The sequence below is a fragment of the Pseudomonas aylmerensis genome, assembly GCF_001702265.1.
GTDB classification, from domain to species: domain Bacteria; phylum Pseudomonadota; class Gammaproteobacteria; order Pseudomonadales; family Pseudomonadaceae; genus Aquipseudomonas; species Aquipseudomonas aylmerensis.
In genome coordinates, this window is the sequence record NZ_MAUE01000001.1 from 63,454 (window position 1) to 77,025 (window position 13,572).

18 protein-coding genes and 1 tRNA gene are annotated in these 13,572 nt (G+C 58.5%); 8 read left to right on the plus strand and 11 right to left on the minus strand.

Translation table 11 applies throughout. The annotated features are described in order from the left end of the window. Positions 1-526 precede the first annotated feature (526 nt). The 7 genes from BBG20_RS00280 to BBG20_RS33415 all read right to left on the minus strand — a co-directional run bounded on the left by BBG20_RS00280 (position 527) and on the right by BBG20_RS33415 (position 6,221). Positions 527-1,129 (minus strand): hypothetical protein, encoded by a 603-nt coding sequence (locus tag BBG20_RS00280; RefSeq protein ID WP_027614479.1) that lies wholly within the window; start codon positions 1,127-1,129, stop codon positions 527-529. Between the two features lie 329 nt (positions 1,130-1,458). Further along, a complete protein-coding gene (locus BBG20_RS00285; RefSeq protein WP_027614478.1) occupies positions 1,459-1,791 on the minus strand; it encodes a phage holin family protein in 333 nt (110 codons plus the stop codon). A gap of 529 nt (positions 1,792-2,320) precedes the next feature. Further along, entirely contained in the window at positions 2,321-2,680 is a 360-nt protein-coding gene (locus BBG20_RS00290) for a PA0613 family protein (RefSeq protein WP_027614477.1), read from the minus strand. Next, positions 2,673-4,892, minus strand: coding sequence for a VapE domain-containing protein (locus BBG20_RS00295; RefSeq protein ID WP_027614476.1), 2,220 nt, complete (start codon positions 4,890-4,892; stop codon positions 2,673-2,675). Before BBG20_RS00295 ends, BBG20_RS00290 begins: the two co-directional genes overlap by 8 nt. Continuing rightward, the gene (locus tag BBG20_RS00300; protein ID WP_008080171.1) at positions 4,882-5,106 is read right to left on the minus strand and encodes a TraR/DksA family transcriptional regulator; all 225 of its coding nucleotides are present in this window, start codon (positions 5,104-5,106) and stop codon (positions 4,882-4,884) included. The genes BBG20_RS00295 and BBG20_RS00300 overlap by 11 nt, the downstream gene beginning before the upstream one ends. Further along, positions 5,099-5,617, minus strand: coding sequence for a phage regulatory CII family protein (locus tag BBG20_RS00305; protein ID WP_025112490.1), 519 nt, complete (start codon positions 5,615-5,617; stop codon positions 5,099-5,101). Before BBG20_RS00305 ends, BBG20_RS00300 begins: the two co-directional genes overlap by 8 nt. A 325-nt stretch (positions 5,618-5,942) precedes the next feature. Continuing rightward, positions 5,943-6,221, minus strand: a complete 279-nt coding sequence (locus tag BBG20_RS33415; RefSeq protein WP_081730301.1) for a transcriptional regulator — start codon at positions 6,219-6,221, stop codon at positions 5,943-5,945. A 110-nt stretch (positions 6,222-6,331) separates the two neighbouring features. Between BBG20_RS33415 and BBG20_RS31490 the strand changes: the two genes are divergently transcribed. The 8 genes from BBG20_RS31490 to BBG20_RS00340 all read left to right on the plus strand — a co-directional run bounded on the left by BBG20_RS31490 (position 6,332) and on the right by BBG20_RS00340 (position 10,665). Beyond that, complete coding sequence (locus tag BBG20_RS31490; protein WP_081730300.1) at positions 6,332-7,111, plus strand: LexA family transcriptional regulator; 780 nt, start codon at positions 6,332-6,334, stop codon at positions 7,109-7,111. A gap of 81 nt (positions 7,112-7,192) precedes the next feature. Next, positions 7,193-7,372, plus strand: coding sequence for a hypothetical protein (locus tag BBG20_RS31495; protein ID WP_081730299.1), 180 nt, complete (start codon positions 7,193-7,195; stop codon positions 7,370-7,372). Beyond that, entirely contained in the window at positions 7,369-7,959 is a 591-nt protein-coding gene (locus BBG20_RS00315) for a hypothetical protein (protein ID WP_027614474.1), read from the plus strand. The genes BBG20_RS31495 and BBG20_RS00315 overlap by 4 nt, the downstream gene beginning before the upstream one ends. A gap of 10 nt (positions 7,960-7,969) precedes the next feature. After that, complete coding sequence (locus tag BBG20_RS00320) at positions 7,970-8,251, plus strand: phage antirepressor KilAC domain-containing protein (RefSeq protein WP_027614473.1); 282 nt, start codon at positions 7,970-7,972, stop codon at positions 8,249-8,251. A 158-nt stretch (positions 8,252-8,409) separates the two neighbouring features. Continuing rightward, positions 8,410-8,790: a pyocin activator PrtN family protein gene (locus BBG20_RS00325; protein ID WP_027614472.1), complete on the plus strand. Its 381-nt coding sequence runs from the start codon at positions 8,410-8,412 to the stop codon at positions 8,788-8,790. Beyond that, positions 8,787-9,239 carry a hypothetical protein gene (locus BBG20_RS00330; RefSeq protein ID WP_049827962.1) on the plus strand — a complete coding sequence of 151 codons (453 nt, stop codon included), beginning with the start codon at positions 8,787-8,789 and terminating at the stop codon, positions 9,237-9,239. Before BBG20_RS00325 ends, BBG20_RS00330 begins: the two co-directional genes overlap by 4 nt. Beyond that, positions 9,236-9,451 carry an excisionase family protein gene (gene xisR, locus BBG20_RS00335; RefSeq protein WP_027614470.1) on the plus strand — a complete coding sequence of 72 codons (216 nt, stop codon included), beginning with the start codon at positions 9,236-9,238 and terminating at the stop codon, positions 9,449-9,451. Before BBG20_RS00330 ends, xisR begins: the two co-directional genes overlap by 4 nt. Next, entirely contained in the window at positions 9,448-10,665 is a 1,218-nt protein-coding gene (locus tag BBG20_RS00340; RefSeq protein ID WP_065899397.1) for an Arm DNA-binding domain-containing protein, read from the plus strand. The genes xisR and BBG20_RS00340 overlap by 4 nt, the downstream gene beginning before the upstream one ends. 111 nt (positions 10,666-10,776) lie before the next feature. Here the strand turns inward: BBG20_RS00340 and BBG20_RS00345 are convergent. The 4 genes from BBG20_RS00345 to bamC all read right to left on the minus strand — a co-directional run bounded on the left by BBG20_RS00345 (position 10,777) and on the right by bamC (position 13,569). Further along, a tRNA-Ser gene (locus BBG20_RS00345) sits at positions 10,777-10,866 on the minus strand. Positions 10,867-10,949: 83 nt separating this feature from the next. After that, a complete protein-coding gene (gene purC, locus BBG20_RS00350) occupies positions 10,950-11,663 on the minus strand; it encodes a phosphoribosylaminoimidazolesuccinocarboxamide synthase (RefSeq protein ID WP_010212191.1) in 714 nt (237 codons plus the stop codon). A 27-nt stretch (positions 11,664-11,690) separates the two neighbouring features. Then, the gene (locus BBG20_RS00355) at positions 11,691-12,449 is read right to left on the minus strand and encodes an MBL fold metallo-hydrolase (protein ID WP_065899398.1); all 759 of its coding nucleotides are present in this window, start codon (positions 12,447-12,449) and stop codon (positions 11,691-11,693) included. A gap of 4 nt (positions 12,450-12,453) precedes the next feature. After that, complete coding sequence (gene bamC / locus BBG20_RS00360; RefSeq protein ID WP_065899399.1) at positions 12,454-13,569, minus strand: outer membrane protein assembly factor BamC; 1,116 nt, start codon at positions 13,567-13,569, stop codon at positions 12,454-12,456. Positions 13,570-13,572: the final 3 nt, after the last annotated feature.

Here is a 13,572-nt window from a genome sequence, read left to right on the forward strand (position 1 = left end):
CCAACCGGATCTCAAAGATCTAACCACATCAAGCGACGCTTTCATTGGCGAGCATGCTAATGCTTCATAGCGTGCTTGCCTCTGTTTCTTTGGCCCCACACTGAGGGTAGAACTGGGGGCCTTGGGCATTATCGCGACTACAAGGCCGCTCGTTGCCGGGCCTCTTCTCGTGCCTGAAGCTGCAACTGAAGCTGGGCTTGAATCTCGGTGTAGAGCTGAGCCTGCTCGTTATCACGGTCGGCTAAGTAACATCACTCAGGAGGATTGTGATCTGATAGACGACTTGATGACACGATACTCTGTGTATGAGCATTCTCAGGCAGACGATCTTCCAGCGGTCCCCCCCGAACTCGCCCAACTCGAAACAGATGTGCGATCGCTTGCGGACTGGATAGAGGGGTACTCGAAGCGAGTGGCCTGACCCACATTGAAACGCCGACTGCTTGTTACCTGTAGCGGTCGCTAGTGAGCGTCCGCTTTTGGCCGAAAGCGGACCATTTGGCTCACCCTGTGAACTCCTCTCGCCTTAGCACTCGTCCGATAAAAGTCCAAAGTCGTCGCTGGACACTTGAGCTGCTTCATTAAGCCGTTGACGTAGCGCAGCGGTCAGCTCCCGCTCCACTTCCCACGGGTCCGATAGCGCAGCAAGTTGAGGCGCCAACTGTGGCGACAGGCTCATCAGGGACTGATTGAGCGAACGCGCCGTTTCATAAGCGGCCTTCTGCACGAAGCTGACTTCCACCAGTTCACCTTGGGCCTTGCGAAACTCCATCTCCGCCATCCGCGCCAAGTAGTGCTCGCGATGCGCTCGTGCTTTCTGAAAGTCCGGGGACTGCCCTTGCGCGGGATCAGCGGGCGGCGGCGCAGCCATGTTAGTCGGCTCGGATTGTGCAGCGACGTGGCTGTACACATCACGCTGAATCCGCTCCTGTTGATGGCGAGCAGCGACGGCAGCCTTGCTCGGGTCGGCGGTATCGCGGATCAACGCTTCAGTGGCCAGCACGTCGACCTGCTTGCCATTGGGAGACAGGACCAGTCGGCCGTTTTCCTTAAGCCAGGTGATGTAACTCGGTGACCGGCCGATGTGCGCAGCGAAGGCGCTCTTGGATAGGTAGGTGGCTACGGTCATAAGCCCTCCTTTTCAGCGGCTTTTCAATGAATCCTTTCAAGATTTCAGTGGATTGAAATTTCAGTAAGCTGGCGGGCCTCCCACTAACAAGATCCCGCGGGTTTCCGACCCCGTGTCCTTTGAAAGTCCCCAGGGTCCCCGGCGGGTTTCTGCCGGGTCCGGCCGGTCGAGCCAGCATCCGAGTGCCATGCCCTGCCCCAATTCCGTTGGAAAGACGGACATCCCTGCAACCATTTCAGCTAGAGAGATTCCGCGAGTTCGATAACCCGTGTAGGGGGCGGCCCTTGGGGAGGACCCGTGAAATCTGCGCCCTACCCGGCCCGCCCGGCTCATGCTTTCGGCTCGGCCTCGCTCAGGTCCAGCCGCTTGGCCACCCAGCGCTCGTACAAGCCGATGGCGACATCGGCGCCGGCCATCGCGGTCAGGCAACCCAGGGCGCCCGCTGTCCAGATCGACAGGCCCGCACCGAACAGCAACATCATCGCCGACACGCCGCACACGATGCAGGCACCGGAGCGAAGTACTAGCCGGCGCAGTAACGCCCAACCTCGTGCCCCGTCCTTGTCGGCGCGCCACATCTCGCCGGACACACCGCCAACCAGGGAAAGAGCAATCACCAACCAGATCGGCATCTCTGCCAGTGCCTGTTGCTCGTTCGTCATTGCCCTGCCCCTTAAACAAAAAGACCCGGCGCAATGGTCGGGTCAGGTGGTGGGTGGCCTGCCGCGCTTTGCGGTCGCACCCATCGAAGATGGCCCCTTTTTACAGGTCGATTCTGGTGGCAGCAAGACCGTTTTAATGCCACCCGGTGAATGTGTGGGTGACACCCGGTGAACGGCTGGCGAATGTCGGTGAATATCTGTCCCGGCTGTCTTTTGCTTTTCTGGCGTCCCATGCGTCCCACCTCTTTAAAACGAGGTGGGACGTCTGAAAGCCCCGCAGATTGGGGCTCTGCCCCACCGTCCTACTTTTATCTCTCTTTTCTCGTGTATAGAAAGAAATTTAAAAAGCACGCGTGCGCGTAAACGCGCGTACCTGTACCCGCTACGCACACACGGGCGGGAGGCATGAAAAAGGTGGGACGGTGGGACAGCCCAACAACGACGCGGCCTGCGCCCGTCCCACCACCGCAAAAAGCGGTGGGACGGAGGCAGGCCAGTGGGACGGCATGAGCCAGAGAGATGCCCACGATCAAGCCGCTTCCCCCAGGAGGAAGTGCTCGACCACGATGTGGGCGTCGTGCAGGCGCTGGTAGTAGACGTTGCGCGTGCAGCCACTGCGGGTCAGACGTGCGGCTAAGGGCGCGTCAGGCTGGAAGTAATGCACCTTGACCACGGTCATCAGCTCGGGGTCGAGGCGTTTCTTGACGATGCGCTCAATGTCCAGCGAGGCTTCCAGCGGCACCCGGCTCCCGCGCCGGCCGCGCACCAGTTGACCACCGCTCTCCATCATCATGGCGACCATGTTGCCGCCCGAATAACCGGCGGCCACTTCGTCGCTGTGCAGCTCCTGGGCCCATTGTTTGAGGGCCATATCGATCGCTTTAATCATCGAAGCACGGCTCCTCGAATTCTTCCTTCTGAAGTGCAGGCGCCCTGCCCCAGTGCTCGGGTTTCTTGTACGCCCATGGCCGCTGACCGCTCTTGTTCAAAGCCCCCAGACGGAACCGTCGCCACCCCAGTCGATGCAGAATCGCACCGACGCGCATCTGCTCGGGTTTGCCCCAATGACCGGGATCGAGCTTGAGCGCCTGACTCATCACCTCACTGCCGGTGGTGGTCTCGCCAATCTGCGACTCTTCGAGCCAGTTCAGAATCGGTGTTTCCCATTCGTCCACCACAAAGCGTTCGTCCTGCTCCTCGCTGAACATCGGTGCTTCCTCTCGTGTCACCCACCAGAGATCGCCGGCCTCGAAGCAGAACACCGCTTCGGCCCACAGCTGGTCGCGGATCTCGCGCAGCAACGGCACATCGACCTTGGTACAGGCCACCGGCCAATAACGCCGGTTGCCGGTGGCGTCCTTGAGGTACTCGTCCTGGTTGGTGGTCCCGACGAAAACACACTGGCGTGGCACGTCCAACGTTCTGCGGCCATAGCTTTCGCGGTAGGTGTCGGTCGACGCCGAGAAGAACTGCTTGGCCTTGGTGCTCTCGGCCTTGTTGAAGCTGTCCAGTTCGCCCAGCTCGACAATCCACTTGCCACGAATCGCCTGAAAGCCGTCCTTGTCGCCGAGGGCAAACGGCGTGTCCATGAACCACTCGCCACCGAGCACGCTCATCGCGGTCGACTTACCGGCGCCTTGTACGCCTTCGAGGATCATCACCGAGTCCGCCTTGCAGCCCGGCTTCATCACCCGCGCCACGGCGGAGATCATCCAGCGCTTGCCGACCTTGGAGGTGTAATCCGTTGCCTTCACCCCCATCACATCCGTCAACCAACGCTCCAGGCGCGGCACACGATCCCATTCGAGTTTTTTCAGGTACTCGCGCACCGGGTGAAAGGCGTGGTCGTGGGCCACGACACTCACCGCCTCGATCACGTGCGACGACTTCACGCGCAGGTTGTACTGCTGCGCGAGCCACTTCATCACCCGCACGTCGTCGATGTCGGCCCACTCGCCGGTACCACCCCCATAAGGAGCAGCCCGCAGCTTGACGATCTTCGAGCTGAAGGCGCAGTAGCTGATCACCCCGGCCCAGCGTTCGTCATGCGCGAGGATCAGTTCGACGTTCTGCATGTGCGCGATCAGGGCCCCGCTCTCGCTGCGAGCCAGCTGATCTTTCCAGCCACCGGCGGCCGGTGGACGCACAACCGCGAGCACTTGTCGGCGAACCGCATCCAAACCTTCGGCGACGTGCAGGTCGTTGAAGTCGGTCCACTTGTCGTGGCGCTCGAGCGCGAAGGTCGGCGCAACCACCTGGGCACCGACAATCAGCGCGGCGTTGCCGGCCTTCTCTTCGCCGGGGTTCCACGCATCACCGTTGGGCTTGGTGGTCTTCCAGTCATCGTCGCGGCAGATGATCAGCGGGCATCCGGCAAAACGCTCACGCATGGCTTTGCACACCGCGAGCAGGTTGCCCGCATCGAAGGCCACCGCCACAGTGAGCGAGGTCGCCATGTGCAGGCTGGCGCCGGTGGCGTAACCCTCACACACCAGCACCGGTTCACCCGGCTCCGGGTGCGGACCGAGCAGGTGAAAGGTGCCCTCCTTCGCCATGCCGTAAGGCCAGTAGGATTTGTCGCGGCCAGTGTCTTCCTGCTTGCTGGGGAAGATCACCTGCAGGCCCATGATTTGATCACGGGCATTTTTCATCGGGACCAGCACGGCGCCGGTGCGCGGCGCGTAACGCACATTGATCCCGACGATCTGTTTGCGGTCCAGGTAGTCGCTGCGTCCGGTGGTCGGCATGCGCTCGAACAAACCCTGCGCCCTTTTCGCCGCCCGCCGCGCAGCGTTGTTCGCGATTTCGGCGGCACGGCGCTTGGCTTCCTCCTGGCGAGCGCGCATCACTTCGCGCTCTTCCGGCGACATGCGCCCGGCCTTGACCTTGATCTTCTGCGTCTCGCCCGAACGCCAATCACCGAAGGCGCCGAAGATCAGCGTGTCGCCCTTCTCCGTGCGCTGCTCGTGAACCACGTACCAGCCGTTCTTTTCCTTGCCCTTGTCCTGCGCTGTCTTGCAGCGGGTCAGCTTGCCGAACACCAGCGGTTGCGCTGGCTCCAGACCGTAGTCGGCGAATTGGCCCAATACCTCATCGAGCATGCTGAATCCCCCGCTCAGACAGGGACTGGCAGCTGATGCACTGCGAGCAACCCGGTTGGGCCAGTCGGCGTGCTTCCGGAATCGGATCGTCACAGGCTTCACAGAACAGCAAGGAATGGGCAGCACTCTCGGCCTTGGCAGCGCTGCGCGCTGCCATGGCCTGATCGATGCGTTCCTGCACCAGATCGTTGGCGAAATCGGCGATGTCAGCCACGGTCGGCACCTCGCGTCGTCTGGTTGACGTAGGTGGCGCGGTTGAACAACCCGAGCAGCCCTTGAATGCCGCGGAACACCTGCAGGCGAATCGCCGCCAGTTCCTGATCAGTCACCACACCGTCGCCAATGCTCTTGGCCCAGGTCTCGGCCAGATCGGCGACCTGACGGAAGTATTCGGCGATACCCGTGGTCAGGGTCTCGGGCATGTCGTTGGTGTAGGTGTCGGCTAGCTCCTGCCAGATCGTATCGCCGACCAGCGCATGCACCGCATCCAGAATGCGGCGATCCTTGGTCAGTTCGAGGATTTCGCCAAACTCCTGAATGTTGATGGAGTGGCTCGGATGGGTTGGCGACAGCTTGTGCTGCAGCGTGGTCGGGTTACGACCGGTCGTGGCAGCGATGGCAGCAGCGCCGCCTGGGTATTCGCGAGCGGCGTGGTACAGCGCTAAATCGAGCGGCAGGATTTCCCGCTGCGCCCGTTCCAGAGAACTGAGAGCGATTCGGCTCATGGCATTAATCCTAAAAGTTGCCAGTGCCATGCGACAGATGTTGGTGATACATTTGCCGCGTGGTCTGGAGAGGCCCAAACGCCGGTAACCCTTGCAGGGGACAACCGGCACCGTGCCGGGGCGAACAATCCGTTGTTCCCCCCTGGCGCAACAGCTGCCAGCTCTGTGGTAAGAACGGCAGCAACACCAAGGCTTCCGAGCCTTGGAAACGCGATGGAGGTCGGCGGCATGTGGTGTGCGCACCTACCGACATCGCGCCCCGGCAGCATGTGATGATGCTAACGGGAGGAACTGGGCGGCCCTTGGGTCGCCTTTTTTCTAGGTTTTATGCAGCGACAGCGGAAATAGCTGGAGCTGGAGCTGGAGCTGGAAAAAGATCAGGTAAATCAGGACGCAATTCGTGGGGTAACACTTTTCCTTCCGATGCCTTAGCAACCGAATGCACACGTTCGGTGGGAACCCGCCCCGCCCTGACCCATTTCCAGACATGCGGTTGCTTGACGTTGCAGCGGCGAGCAAGCTCTGACTGGTTGTTACCGCAAATCTTGATGACCTTTTCTAAGGCCTGCCGACATAGCTCGGCGTCTTTAACGCAGTAAGTCACTGATTAAGCTCTCCCTGATGAACGACGAAGCGAATCTACAACCTTCGTAATAGACAAGTCAACACCCAATAGTTTAGGACGCCCTATAACCGAGGTCGTAGAATTACCCCATGAAATACTTACCGATCGATCTCCTCCCCACGCTCTCCGATCGGCTGAAATATGCCATGGAGCAACTCAACCTCAGTCAAACTGATGTGGCGAAGCTTTCGGGATGCTCTCAAGCGACGATTTTCAAAATCGTAGATGGCCAAACACGAGAAAGCCGCAAAACAGGCGCTATAGCTCGCGGACTTAACCTTTCGTTACCGTGGCTTGAGAATGGCGATATGCCAGCCAGCATAGTGCCCATCACTCGTCGTCAGGAAAAATCACCCCCGCCTCTTATTCTTGAACCGGTATCCGCGTGGGATAACGACACCCCCTTGAATGATGACGAGGTGGAGATACCACTTTTTAAGCAAGTTGAGATTTCAGCTGGGGCAGGGAGAACAGCTGTTCAGGCTGAATATGGCCGTGTGCTTCGTTTTTCCCTTGCAACACTTCGGCAGTGCGGCGTCCACCCTGCTAATGCGTTATGTGCGCCAGTCACAGGTAGGAGCCAGGAACCGTTAATCCTTCACGGTGCGACGGTCGGAATAGACCGCGGCATGACCAAAATCATTTCTGACCATCTCTATGCCATTGAGCAAGAGGGCGCGCTGAGGATTAAATTCCTGGAACGTTTGGAGGGTGGTGGACTGAAGCTCGTGAGCTATAACAGAGCTGAACATCCAGATGAATCCTATACATTTGACCAGTTTGTAGAGCAGCAAATGAAAGTTTTAGGTCGAGTATTTTGGTGGTCGACAATCCGCCCCGTGAATGCTCCTCCTCTTCCAAGAAATTGAAGATCTAAAACCAAAGTAATTGCATCATGCTAACACCTAGGTTATTTTCGCCTCACTCTCCTACCACAGTGAGGCTTCACCATGCGTACCACCGCATCCCTGCATGTCCATCCGGCATGCGTCAGCAATCGAAAACTGATCGAACAGCTGCAGCTCGCCACGGGCTGCCTGGTCGTCATTCATAACAGCAAACCCAAGCTTGTCGCCAAGTCCTGTCAGCCCTCTCCTGTTCATCCGAACGGCGGAGGGCACGCGGCATGATCAAGTTCAAGATCGACAACCGTACCCTGCAGTTGCTCAATGCCCAGGTCAACCTGAGCGAGACCTTCAACCATGTTCTGCGCACAGCGCCGAAGCGCGAGTGCCTGGCATTCCGTCTCAAGGCTGAGCGCGGCCCCGTGGAAAGCACTTTTGTCATCGAGCTGGGCAGTGAACGCCACACGCTGACCCTGCCGAACGACAAGAAGATGCACCTCAAGCTAGCCGACTTCATCGAAGAGATTGCCAACGGCCCGCTTGATCCGAGCAACACCAGCGACCCGGCGCATCGCGCGCATGCCGATCGCCAATACGGCCGCTTTGACGTCCAGGACAAGCAACGGGTGTTCGAGCTGATTCGTACCGGCGGCGTGCTGAGCCTCGACATGGGTTTCGATCTGCCGCTGCACGTGGCTGTTCATCGCCCGCACACTCTCTCCTGCATCACCGCCATCCTCAGCATCGGCAAAAAGAGCCCGCGTACCCGGTGTTTTACCGCGTGCGGTACCGATGTCGAGATCTACGGCAAAGTCAGCGAATCCATCAGCCAAATTGCTGCAGCGGCCACTCCTGCTGCACACGCGGCTTAAGGTGGGCGACATGGAACGTACCCTCGCCCAAACAGCTGCTCATCTCGGCCTGACCCGCCCCAAGCTCATCGCCCGCATGCGCGAAAAGGGTCTGCTCAAGGGAAACCTGCCGGCGGATCTCAACCGTGACGATGATTATCTGCGGATCAAAAGCAGTCCCTGGTACGACGAGAAATACGGCATGCAGTACAGCCAGTCGACTCGGGTCAAGCAGGCCGGAATCCGCTGGCTGGCTGACCAGTTGGGTATCGACCTCCCCGCCATTCCGGCAGGCCGCCGTGACGTGGCCTAGGGAATACGCCCGACAGATCATCGCAATGCGAACACGTGAGGAGCGCAATGCCGCGCTCCAGGAGGTGCCTGAACATCTGCGGGAATTGACCAAACGCCATTGCCTGAACGCCTGGAACCACCCATCACGATCCAAACGCAAGGAGGCTCAATAGCCACATGAACAACGCGAACCAAACACCGCTTCGCCTTCATCCGGCGCCTGAATCGACCACCGTTGAAATGCTCTATCGCACTTTCGGGAATGTGCTGATCCCGCTGGAAAAAATTCGGGAGGCCTATTTTCGCAACCTGAATTCGCAGTTGTTCGTGACTGAGATCTACAACGGCCGGATTCAGCTTCCGATCACCACGATCGACGCCAGTCGCAAGGCACTTAAATACGTCCACATCCGGCACATGGCCTCGTTGATCGACATCTGCGCCTACAAGGCCGATGAAGACATGCAGCGACAGCAGGAAGACCAACCCGATGCTGCACCCACTCCATTAACGGCAGTTACCACTACCCCACGACAACCCCAGGAGCACACCAAATGATGACTCCAATACAAATAGTTGCACTCGTCATCCTGACGGCGCTCGCCGCTCTCCTTATTTGGGGCGATTACATCATGGGCCGCAGAGATGGTCTGGAGGTCGGCCTGCGCGAGAGTGAAGACATTCAGCGCGCCGTGAGCGCCAAAACCATACGCGAGCTTCAGGCCTCCCTGCAGTTCATCAGGGCTGATCACGCGCGCCTGGCACAAACTTGCAAACTTCTTGAAGCAAGTCCGCAGTTCGGCCCGACAGAAAAGCAGACGCTGGTCGCCATCGGCGACCTACTGCGAATTGCCGCCGAAACCTTCAGCGTATTTCGTACTGGCAAGAAGCTCGAGCGCGACGCCAGACCTCTACGAGAACAAGCGCTTCAATTAGCAAAACGCGTAGTAACCCAAAAAAGGACCGATCACATGAAAGGCATTCAGCCAAAAGGAGTGAGAGCATGAGCGCCGCAGAAAAAATTGATTTCCACATAACTCCAGGCGCCTGGTTTCGGCAGGATCTGCTGTATCCAGTTTTTGGATTAAGCACGGAAGCAGTCCGCAAATACCGATCCCGCGGGATCTGGCTAGAAGGGAAGCACTATCGAACCGACCCAGCGAACGTGCTTGTTTATAACAAGGAGGCCATTGAAAAGTGGATGGCAGGCCAACCATGACTGACAAGATGCCCACAGGCGTCGAGATGAATGGCAAGCAATTACGCATCTGGTTCATTTTCAACGGCCAACGTTGCCGAGAACCTCTCGAAGGAATCTCGAAAGTAAACAAAGCCGCAATTGCATACGCCGACAACAAACGGCGCACCATCTTAGCGGAGATTAGAGAGGGCCGTTTCGATTATGCGGCTCACTTTCCCAACTCACCAAGGGCCGCCATGTTCACGGACACCGGCGGCCCGTCCCTAAAGCGTACAGTCAAAGAAGGTATCGACCGATGGCTGGAGGTTCAAAGGGCGCTTAAAGCATCAAGTACCGTCGTTAACTATGTCAGCAAGGCCAAGCACGTCGATAACAAATTTGGCAAACGCCGAATCGTCGACATCAGCAAGAGCGATATAGAGCTATTCCAAGCTCAATTGCTAAAGCAAGGGCTATCCCCTAAGACAGTAAACGACATCTTCACCGTCGTTCGTGGCGTCTGGGCTGACGCCTTTGGCGACGGCATTTTGAAAGCCAACGCACTGGACCGAATCAGTAACGTCGGTTCGGACGTAGACCTTGAGCACGCCGATCCCTTCAGCCGCACCGAGATCGAGCTGATCGGCAAAGCGGATCCGGACAGACGACATGATAGCAGGATGATTGAGTTCAACTGCTGGGCCGGACTTTCGCTATCCGAGCTCATCGCGCTCGCTGTCGAAGATATCGATCTCGATGCCGGCCTAGTGCAGGTTCGTCGTGCGCTGGTCGTTGGTGAGTTCAAAGTCCCGAAAGAGCGCTCCAGGGTTAGGGTGATAGAGCTGATCGATCCTGCACTTGTACTGATGCGAGAGATCGTAGCTGCTGCAAGAGAGGTCCCCGCGGAAGAGATCACCGTTATCCAGCGTGACAACATCACGTCGAAGAAGATGAAAGTCAGGTTTCTTTTCCGCAGCTCCACCAGCGGGCTGCTATGGAGCGGAAAGACCTTGAGCAATTGGTTCACGGCTCACCTGAAGAAGGCAGAGGTCCGACACCGAGGCGCCAACCAATGCCGTCATACCTTCGCGAGCCAGATGCTGTCGAGCTATGTACCAGTGGAATGGGTAGCGAGACAGCTTGGACATGCTGACACCACGATGGTGAGAAAACATTATGGGAGGTGGATACCCAAAGACACCAAGAGCATGGCCGGTGTCGTGTCGAAAATGCTGGGGTTTAGGACGGACTAGAGCGGCATAACGGGCAAGGTTTATGCCCTAGAAATGCCCTAAATGGATCGACAGAAACGAAAAAGCCCCTGTAATCATCAATGATTACAGGGGCTTAGTCTTATTCGATAATGGCGGAGAGATAGGGATTCGAACCCTAGGTACCGGTGAAGGTACAACGGATTTCGAATCCGTCCCATTCGGCCACTCTGGCATCTCTCCAACGGCGCGCATCATAACAGTGTGTTTCGCGGAAGCAAACCCCAAACGCGATTTTTTTCCGTGCTATCAGATGCTTGCGTCGATTAAAGCGGTACGCCGAGACGATTGGCGACTTCTTCGTAGGCTTCGATCACATCACCGAGGCCCTGGCGGAAGCGGTCTTTGTCCATCTTCTTCTTGGTGTCCTTGTCCCACAGGCGGCAGCCGTCCGGGCTGAATTCGTCGCCGAGGACGATGGAGCCATCGTGGAATACGCCGAATTCGAGCTTGAAGTCCACCAGCAGCAGGCCGGCGTCGTCGAACAGCTTGCTCAGCACGTCGTTGACCTTGAGGGACAACTCTTTCATGCGCGCCAGTTGCTCAGCGGTGCCCCAGCCGAATGCCACGACGTGGGATTCGTTGATGAACGGGTCGCCCTTGGCGTCGTCCTTCAGGAACAGCTCGAAGGTGTAGGGATTGAGCTTGAGGCCCTCTTCCACGCCCAGGCGCTTGACCAGGCTGCCGGCGGCGTAGTTACGCACGACGCATTCCACCGGGATCATGTCCAGCTTCTTGACCAGGCACTCGTTGTCGCCCAGCAGTTTGTCGAATTGGGTCGGAATGCCGGCCGCTTCGAGTTTCTGCATGATGAAGGCGTTGAACTTGTTGTTCACCATGCCCTTGCGATCAAGCTGTTCGATGCGCTTGCCGTCGAACGCCGAAGTGTCGTTGCGAAACAGCAGGATCAGGCGGTTGGCGTCGTCGGTCTTGTAAACCGACTTGGCTTTGCCGCGGTAGAGTTCTTCACGTTTTTCCATGATGGGCTCCGCTTTGAGTGAGGTGGGCTAGGCGATGTGTCGCCAGTCGAGCCCTGAATCTTGATCGGCCAGTTGCAGCCAGTCCGGGTCGCACCCAAGGGTGTCGACAAAACATTGCCGGGCAAGCGTCGGCAGGTTGTTCTTGCTGCTCAAGTGGGCCAGGACCAGGTGTTGCAGGTCTTGCCAGCCCAACTCATACACCAGGTACGCCGCCTGGTGGTTGTTCAAATGTCCCAGTTCGCCACCGACCCGCTGCTTGAGAAAGTAGGGGTAATGACCGCGAGCCAGCAGGTCCCGGCAGTGATTGGATTCGATCATCAATGCATCGAGGTTCCGGTAACCGTCCAGCACCTTGGCGCAGTAGGAGCCCAGGTCGGTAAGCACGCCGAAACGCCGCTCGCCATCACTGAATACATACTGCGTCGGTTCCTGGGCATCGTGCGCCACGGCAATCACATCAATGCTCAACGCACCGATCTGCAGTTGCTCGCCACCGGCCAGGAAACCTGCGGGTTCAATCGGTTTGCGCATCCCGCGCAAGGTACCGCGACTGAGGTACACCGGAAGATTGTAGCGCCGAGACAGCAAACCCACGCCATGCACGTGGTCGGCATGTTCGTGGGTCACCAGAATCGCGCTCAGCTGCGTGGGGTGAACACCCAGGCGCAGCAGGCGCCGCTCGGTTTCCCGTAACGAGAAACCACAATCCACCAGCACGTACGTGTCGTCATGAGCGACCAGCGTGCCGTTCCCTTGGCTACCGCTGCCGAGAACGGCAAAACGCATCGGATCAGCCCAGGTTGTCCTGAATCACGCCCAACACTTTGCGCGCTGTTTCAGCTGGCGCAACGGTATTGATGTTCTTCTCGACGGTGACTTGTACGCTTTCGCCAACCTTGCTCAAACGAACCTGATAGCGCTCGGCGCGGGTCTCGATCTCTTCCTTGGTCGGCTTGCTGCCGAACAATTTGCCGAAGAAACCTGGCTCTTCATCTTTGCGCTCGGCTTTTTCAGCCACGTTGATGTAGTAGAGGCCCAGGCTGCGGTTGATGTCTTCAACACGCCATGGGCCCTGCTCCAAGGCACGGCCAACGCTGGCCCAGGCACGGTCCAGGTCTTCACCCAGGTTCAGCACCACGTTGCCGCTGCCGTCTTCGGTGAGGCTGACGCGGCTCGGCGTGTCGTAATCACGTGCGGCGAGCAGGGAGACGGAACCGCCCTTCTCGGAAATGCGGCTCATGCTGGCCAGCATCTCGTCGACCAGTGCCGAGTCGACACCGGTGTTGACCGAACGGTTGGTGAAATCGACGTTGGCGGTGCTGCCGGCAGGACGCTCGGCGCTGACGACGTAGACTTCACTGGTATTGCGCTGCACGCCAGGCTCGATGCGCACCCGCACACGGGCTTCGCTGTCAGCGGCTACACCACCGGCCTGCAGGCGCTTGGCCATGCTGGCGGAGAGTTCGCTGCTGTGCTGCCATGCCGTGGTGAATTCACCGGTCTGTGGACGCTGCTCTTCAATACGGAAGCCGTTGTCCTGGAAGAACTGCACCGCCACCGGCCAGACTTCGGCAGGTGGACGCTGGGCCATGATCCAGCGCGAATCACCGCTCTTCTGCAGGCTGTAGTCGCTGGCATCCGCCACGGCCGAGATCGGCTGTGGACGTGGTACCACGTACTCACCCTTGGTGGTGTCGTCGGCCACATTGCGTGGAATCGGCAGCAACGGGTCAAGGCGCTTGGCGACATTGACGTCCGGCGGCAGTTGCATCGGTTTGGTTGCTTGTGCTTCCAGGTAATCGCTGCCGCGGTCACGGAAGTAGCCTTCCGGGCCCCAGATCCAACCGCAGCCACTGGTGCTGGAGATAATCAAGGCAAGTGCGGAAAGTCCGGCCAATCGCTTCATGCG

What these genes read in the sequence shown, in the direction of transcription:
- bamC (WP_065899399.1), bottom strand. Translation starts at nt 13,569, where the DNA reads ATGAAGCGATTGGCCGGACTTTCCGCACTTGCCTTGATTATCTCCAGC.
- BBG20_RS00295 (WP_027614476.1), bottom strand. Translation starts at nt 4,892, where the DNA reads ATGCTCGATGAGGTATTGGGCCAATTCGCCGACTACGGTCTGGAGCCA.
- BBG20_RS00305 (WP_025112490.1), bottom strand. Translation starts at nt 5,617, where the DNA reads ATGAGCCGAATCGCTCTCAGTTCTCTGGAACGGGCGCAGCGGGAAATC.
- BBG20_RS00280 (WP_027614479.1), bottom strand. Translation starts at nt 1,129, where the DNA reads ATGACCGTAGCCACCTACCTATCCAAGAGCGCCTTCGCTGCGCACATC.
- BBG20_RS00330 (WP_049827962.1), top strand. Translation starts at nt 8,787, where the DNA reads ATGATGACTCCAATACAAATAGTTGCACTCGTCATCCTGACGGCGCTC.
- BBG20_RS31495 (WP_081730299.1), top strand. Translation starts at nt 7,193, where the DNA reads ATGCGTACCACCGCATCCCTGCATGTCCATCCGGCATGCGTCAGCAAT.
- BBG20_RS00320 (WP_027614473.1), top strand. Translation starts at nt 7,970, where the DNA reads ATGGAACGTACCCTCGCCCAAACAGCTGCTCATCTCGGCCTGACCCGC.
- BBG20_RS00340 (WP_065899397.1), top strand. Translation starts at nt 9,448, where the DNA reads ATGACTGACAAGATGCCCACAGGCGTCGAGATGAATGGCAAGCAATTA.
- BBG20_RS00290 (WP_027614477.1), bottom strand. Translation starts at nt 2,680, where the DNA reads ATGATTAAAGCGATCGATATGGCCCTCAAACAATGGGCCCAGGAGCTG.
- BBG20_RS31490 (WP_081730300.1), top strand. Translation starts at nt 6,332, where the DNA reads ATGAAATACTTACCGATCGATCTCCTCCCCACGCTCTCCGATCGGCTG.
- BBG20_RS00315 (WP_027614474.1), top strand. Translation starts at nt 7,369, where the DNA reads ATGATCAAGTTCAAGATCGACAACCGTACCCTGCAGTTGCTCAATGCC.
- BBG20_RS00355 (WP_065899398.1), bottom strand. Translation starts at nt 12,449, where the DNA reads ATGCGTTTTGCCGTTCTCGGCAGCGGTAGCCAAGGGAACGGCACGCTG.
- BBG20_RS00285 (WP_027614478.1), bottom strand. Translation starts at nt 1,791, where the DNA reads ATGACGAACGAGCAACAGGCACTGGCAGAGATGCCGATCTGGTTGGTG.
- purC (WP_010212191.1), bottom strand. Translation starts at nt 11,663, where the DNA reads ATGGAAAAACGTGAAGAACTCTACCGCGGCAAAGCCAAGTCGGTTTAC.
- xisR (WP_027614470.1), top strand. Translation starts at nt 9,236, where the DNA reads ATGAGCGCCGCAGAAAAAATTGATTTCCACATAACTCCAGGCGCCTGG.
- BBG20_RS00325 (WP_027614472.1), top strand. Translation starts at nt 8,410, where the DNA reads ATGAACAACGCGAACCAAACACCGCTTCGCCTTCATCCGGCGCCTGAA.